Annotated in this window: 4 protein-coding genes and 2 pseudogenes; 5 read left to right on the top strand and 1 reads right to left on the bottom strand. The window is 50.3% G+C overall.

The window, feature by feature from the left end:
- The 5 genes and pseudogenes from CXF97_RS16380 to CXF97_RS16355 form a co-directional block, all read left to right on the top strand.
- A pseudogene (locus CXF97_RS16380) lies at positions 1–923 on the top strand (hypothetical protein); the annotation flags it as partial.
- Positions 916–1,884, top strand: a complete 969-nt coding sequence (locus CXF97_RS16375) for a tetratricopeptide repeat protein (protein ID WP_101159377.1) — start codon at positions 916–918, stop codon at positions 1,882–1,884. The pseudogene CXF97_RS16380 and the gene CXF97_RS16375, both read left to right, overlap by 8 nt.
- 49 nt (positions 1,885–1,933) lie before the next feature.
- Positions 1,934–3,289, top strand: a pseudogene (locus CXF97_RS28500) (RHS repeat domain-containing protein); the annotation flags it as partial.
- Between the two features lie 405 nt (positions 3,290–3,694).
- Positions 3,695–4,027 carry a hypothetical protein gene (locus tag CXF97_RS16360; RefSeq protein ID WP_101159375.1) on the top strand — a complete coding sequence of 111 codons (333 nt, stop codon included), beginning with the start codon at positions 3,695–3,697 and terminating at the stop codon, positions 4,025–4,027.
- 459 nt (positions 4,028–4,486) lie between these two features.
- A complete protein-coding gene (locus tag CXF97_RS16355) occupies positions 4,487–5,011 on the top strand; it encodes a hypothetical protein (protein ID WP_101159374.1) in 525 nt (174 codons plus the stop codon).
- Between the two features lie 199 nt (positions 5,012–5,210).
- On the opposite strand, the gene CXF97_RS16350 is transcribed toward CXF97_RS16355, so the two are convergent.
- On the bottom strand, positions 5,211–5,942 hold the full coding sequence (locus CXF97_RS16350; protein ID WP_101159373.1) for a tellurite resistance TerB family protein: 732 nt from the start codon (positions 5,940–5,942) through the stop codon (positions 5,211–5,213).
- Positions 5,943–6,028: the final 86 nt, after the last annotated feature.

The raw sequence follows: 6,028 nt of genomic DNA, 5'->3' as shown, positions 1-6,028 counted from the left end.
CCATCTCCGCCAACCAGTGGCGTCCACTGGCCAAACTCGAAGTGGAAATGGCCGTAGCCCTCGGCGCCGGCTACTCCGGTGATATGCAGCTGCGGATGCAAAACGGCCATCTATTGCTGTCGATCAAGGGGGCCCTGGTCTGGGGCGCAGGCGTAAAAGGTTATTTGACCTTTGAAGTCGGCTACGACAGCATCGTGGCCCTGACGGAACTGGTGCGACAGGAAATGGCCGCGAACCAATACAAGGATCTTGAGTGGGTCGATGGCGAAGCCATGGACTACCTGCAAAAACTGAGCTTCCTCGGCGCCACTGGTATCGATGTGGCGTTCGCCTATGTGCGTGGGTATGCCATTGTTAAAGGAATATTTGAGGCGCTGACTGAGGGGGGGCGTGGGGGGTTGATAGCTTATACATTAATTAGAGATAAGAACCAGAAAGCTATACGGGACTGGGTTTTTAATCTCCAGCCAGAGGCTTTAGGGCCTCTCCTTTTAACATTATGCGCTCCTCCAAAAGCTTTCACCCCCGAACAAGATGAGCAAGCGGAAGTTTTTGACGAAGAACAGACACATCTCCTACAACAGCGAGCAATAGAGAAGTGTTTAACCTGGATTTCAAGCAAGGCTAATGCTTCCCTACAGTTTGAGGAATCGATTATCCGCATGAACAGAGACGGAGCGCGGCCAAGTCAGGCAGGATCCGTTTACTGCCAAAACAAGCTTAAATTGGACACCTTCATGGCCGAGCGTGTTTTGTCATTGCAAGTTGGCACTAACGATATGAGGAACCGGTACAGGGCATTAGTTTCGACTATGGGCGCTCGATTAAACGACCATTGCGGTTATCACACAGAATACAAAGGTCCAGCATTCGCACCTATTCAGAAGATCAAAAGCACCTATAAAGGGCCAAACATTGATTAAGCATTACATTTGGTTATTTTTTGCCTACTTTGCATTGTGCGGCACGGTAAGCGCCGAACTAACACCAACACAAAAAAATGCAAAATACACGGGTATCGCTATTTTCCAGCAGAGCGACTGGTACGCCTCCCAGCCCTTTCTCAACATTGCTGCAGAGGCAGGGGATCGTGACGCACAATATTTTTTGGGCGAAGCAATCAGACTCAGTCAGCGCTATATCACTCCAGACGCCAAAAAATGGTATGAGGCTTCAGCTGAGCAAGGCTTTTTATATGCAATGCTCCGTCTGAGTAATAAAAATGACTTGTGCGGAAGTATGGGAACTTGTACAGATAAAAATGGAGTCGACTGGCGAGAGCGTTTACTAATAACGGCTCAAGAACGAGCAACCAAAGGCGACACAGAGGCAATGACAGTCCTGTATACGGCCGGTCAAGGCCTGCCATGGCTTGAGAAAGCGGCCGCAGCAGGTGACAGTTACGCACAACAACTGCTGGCTAGCGCATACAAAAGCGGTGCCGGGTGGTTCTTGATTCCAGGTAGTAAAGAAAAAGCAATTATCAAATGGTTTAAAGCGTCATCGGAAGGCGGCAACCCGCGAGGCATGTTCCTTTATGCGAATTACTTATACGATCATAATGGTAGTAAAGAAGAGATAGCACACTGGGTGAAAAAATCAGCGGAACACAGCCACATAGATGCAGTTGGCACCTACGCATACAAGATCTCCGATCCATCCAATGAACTTGGTTATCCGGAAAATCTGATTAAAGCATACGGTTTGACGCTTTTACTTTCAAAACTGGAGGCAGGACCAGCACCAGAAGACGCAAAGCGACTGCTCCCGGAGCTGGCTAAAAGAATGAATTCTATAGAAATCACAAAAGGGATTGAGTTCTCGGAAGACTGGAAAAGAAATCACCCTCCCCTATCTTATTTTGACCCAATATACGGATATTAGACGACCAAATATTCTTAACAAACCAAACTCGCTCAATTACATTCAGGGGCAGTACGACCTCAACGGCCAACTGCTGAAGAAAACCGAGTTCGGTGACGACGGTAGTGAACTGGTCACCGAATACCGGCGTGATGCCGCAAGCCGCTTGATTGTATAAACGCTACCCGATGGTGAGGAGATTCACTATAGCTACGACGCGCTTGATCGCCTCGTTAACGTCAACGACGGCCATTGACCGCTCGCCTGTAAATACGATCTGCAAGATCGACTGATCGAGGAACATCGAGGCTGGGGCACTCTGCGCTACGAATGCGACAGCGCTGGCCAGCTCAAGCACTGCCGTTTGCCTGAAGGCAGCAAACTCGATTACCGCCATCAGCCTTGTGGGCAACTCAGCAGCATCGACCTCAACGGCTCCCGCCTGACCAGCCCCCAATTCAGCGCTGGTCGCGAACAAGAGCGCCAGCAAGGTTCGCTGCTAAGCAAATACCAATACGCTGAACAGGGCCGCTTGCATGCACACAGCGTCAGCTAACGGGACAAACACCTGTTTCAGCGCCGGTATAACTACTACGCCAACGGTAACCTCGCTGGCATTGACGACAGCCGGAAAGGCAACCGCAGCTATCACTACGATCCACTGGATCGCCAGATCAACGTACGCGGCGCTATGTCAGAGAGCTTCGCTCACGACCCGGCAGGCAACCTCCTCGGACAAAATGACCTGCCTGCTGCCAACCTCGCCAACGTCAAAGGCAATCGCCTGCTCATGCAGGGCGACCGCCACTACGACTACGACGCGTACGGAAATTTGGTCCGCGACCGCCGTGGCACCGGCCAAAGCTCTTCATTGAATACAATTACGACTGCCCGCACCGCCTGATCGGCGTCAGCCTGACGGGTGGCAGCACCGCAAGCTACAATACGACGCCTTTGGCCGCCGCATCGAGAAAACCGTCGACGGCCATACCACTGAATTTCTCTGGCAAGGCGAACGATTGATCGCCGAAAGCGCAGAAAATCGTTATCGCAGCTACATCTATGAACCGGGCAGCTTCCGCCCGTTGGCAATGCTCGACGGTGAAGGCCCGCTAAAAGTGGCCCCGTTCTACTACCAACTCGACCACCTCGGCACGCCGCAGGAACTCACCGACTACAGCGGAGAAATCATGTGGTCCGCGAACTACCGCGCCTGCGACAATTTTGCAGCGCTGGACGTCAGCGAAATCGATGACCCGCTGCGTTTTCAAGGGCAGTATTTCGACGCCGAGACGGGGTTACATTACAACCGTCACCACTACTTCAACCGGGGACTGGACGGTTCTTGACCCCCGATCCGATCAAGCTTGCGGGTGCGCTGAGCAGCCCCAAGTACGTGCCTAACCCTACGTGGTGGGTGGATCCTTAAGGTTGAATAGATGTCCTGGAGGCGAAAACTGTACGCCTGGCATCGGTGCTGATAATTCCGCTACAAAACCAAAAGTCGATGAAGGCGACCAAAAAGCGCCCCAAACAGGGGGAACTGCCCGAGCGGCTCTATATTCTGCGAATTGTTCTAAAGCAAACTTAAACAATGCCGTTGAAAGATTCGCTGGAAGCAAACCGATCATTAGCACCACGGACAAAGGTTAAAGAATATACAAAAACCCTCAGAACAGGATAGAAGTGATTGAAGACATGAACGGAAACTATTTCAGAATTTATGAGAAGGAATTGCTCCTAGTAACAAAACGCTTCCAAACGGAAAGCAAGCCGGAAGAACCCAAAGCAAATATAACGAAGTTAACCACTTCAACAAGGAACAACAAAAATGAAAACAGTTTCAGTACCTTTATCCGAAGATGCAATGCATCGCCTGGATTTAAATGAATGCTTACCTAGCGACCTAGAAGAACTATTCCTCTCAGAAGAGGAATTCTCAGGGCTGTCAAAAACGGGGGTGATTGAGGAAATCAACAAAACACTTAGCAAACTTATCGACGTCTATGAAGACGATAAAATACAAGGTCGCGCCGAACTGGAATCAACCCTCAAGATATTTCAACAATATTTAATCACTACAAACTCCGATACGTTAAGAAAGCTCACACACCTAAACGAAATTGCATTGAAATACAATACAGGAATGTTCTTTTACTTTTAAACCCCCTATCGAAAGCAAAGGGGTCAGATTTGTTTTTACAAGCCGAATATAAATTAAACTCCTTTTCCTACTCTCGCAATTAAAAGCGCCCTAATGAAACTTCGAAACATCATACATCTCAGCGGAAAAGTAATTTTCGACTAACTATCCAACCTAATCGATTACGACATCGCACTCATCTCAGACAACCTGAAAGAGGATCTTTACAGGCAGTATTCCCAAACGAACAAAGAATAGACATCGGATGGTATCCAGAATTTAGCAAAAATGGTGCTTTTAAAATTTCATTAATTGCAAAATTTGTTAGAGCAACCCACTACGCTAAAGCAGTGCGCGTTCACAGTCGCTGCCGATGCAATTAATGTGGAAAAGGCCTCAGACCTGTAGTGTAGTGCAAGGAGAGTTTTCTTTAGGGTAAAAAATCTCGACAAACAAACCGATAACAGCGAAATAAAAACCATGATATTTAATTACTCAGGCAACGCAGTCAATCCAAATACCGTATCTTATAGAAGCTTGGGATTCGAAGAGAAGGTTACGATCAAAACTCAGCCCTACATACTGCAAATCAAGCCCGGCGACTTTCCAAGAGAGTTTGAAATTATTGCAAACACGTTTATTTCGGAATGCGGGATTGACGATTCCGAGCAAGACGACGTGGACATTCCGGAGCTTGCGACAGTTGATTACCCGATTTCCAACGAACTTCTGAATACCCGTCCAAACCTAACAGCAAGTTTGATCGAAGAATTATACTTCGAACTCTTCTATCATTTTTTTTCAAAACCCAACCAACCTACAACTGGTCATCAACAACATCAACAGCGTGTGGACAGAGAAAGATACAACAATAATTACGGGCGACACATCCCTATACAAATATTGCTAGCAGAAGGAAACTTTCCCGACGGCAGAGCCGCCAACTCAGACCTCAACGGTCGACTGTTGAACAAAACGGATTTGGCGACGACATCAGCGAGCTAATCACCGATTACTAGTGATCTATTCGCCAGCTCTATTACGCGGCCAGTACCAAAATTATGTACAGAGCCAGCGGCATGCGCACTGTCCGCCATCGGGACAAAGATCGATTCAACGCCGTTACGAGAACGACTGAAACGCAGAAAGTTTAGCTAACGTAAAAGTGCAACCGCCTGCTGATGCCGGGCGATCGCCACTTCGATTACACGCTATCCGCCCCCGCCAACCGCACCTGCCTCTCCAACTCCACCTTCAACCCCGGCTCCAGCTTCAACTGCCGCGCCAGCTCATCCAGATAGCTTTTCTCCATAAAATTCTCCTCATCCACCAGCATCACACTGGCGATGTACATCTCCGCCGCCATTTCCGGCGTGTTCGCCGCGCGGGCGACGTCGGTGGGGTCGAGGGGTTTGTTGAGTTCGGCGTGGAGCCAGTGTTGCAGTTCCTGGTCGCTGTCGATTTTGGTGAATTCACCTTCGATCAGTTCGCGCTCGCGCTCGTCGATGTGGCCATCGGCTTTGGCGGCGGCGACCAAAGCTTTGAGGATCGCCTGGCTATGCTCCTCGACCTGCGCTGGAGGCAGGCGGTCGAGGGTTTGCGGTTCGCGTTGTGGTGCGCTGCCTTTCTGCGCGTTGTAGTTGCCGTAGGCTTTGTACGCCAGCACGCCCAATGCGGCCAGGCCGCCATAGATCGCCACTTTACCGCCGACTTTGCGGACCTTTTTATTGCCTAGCAGCAGGCCCATCGCGCCTGCGGCCAATGCGCCGCCGCCCGCGCCGGAGAGCAATCCCCCGAGGCCGCTGGAGCCAGGCGAGCCACCGAGCAGACCACCGAGTCCGCCGGCAGCCGACTTGCTGGAACCGCCGCCGGCCTTGTTCTGCAGCATTTCCTGCCCGGACTTGAGCAGTTGATCGAGCAATCCACGGGTGTTCATGTTCCGTCTCCAAACAAGGGTTATCCGGATCTAAGGCCCTCAGCCTAGTTCGAAAGTGCCCGGTCCCGACTTCCCAGTGTGCTTCC

The organism is Pseudomonas sp. Choline-02u-1 (genome assembly GCF_002836515.1).
Taxonomy (GTDB): Bacteria; Pseudomonadota; Gammaproteobacteria; order Pseudomonadales; family Pseudomonadaceae; genus Aquipseudomonas.
The sequence above is the reverse complement of the archived record's forward strand: the minus strand, read 5'-3'. Positions and strand labels throughout refer to the sequence as shown.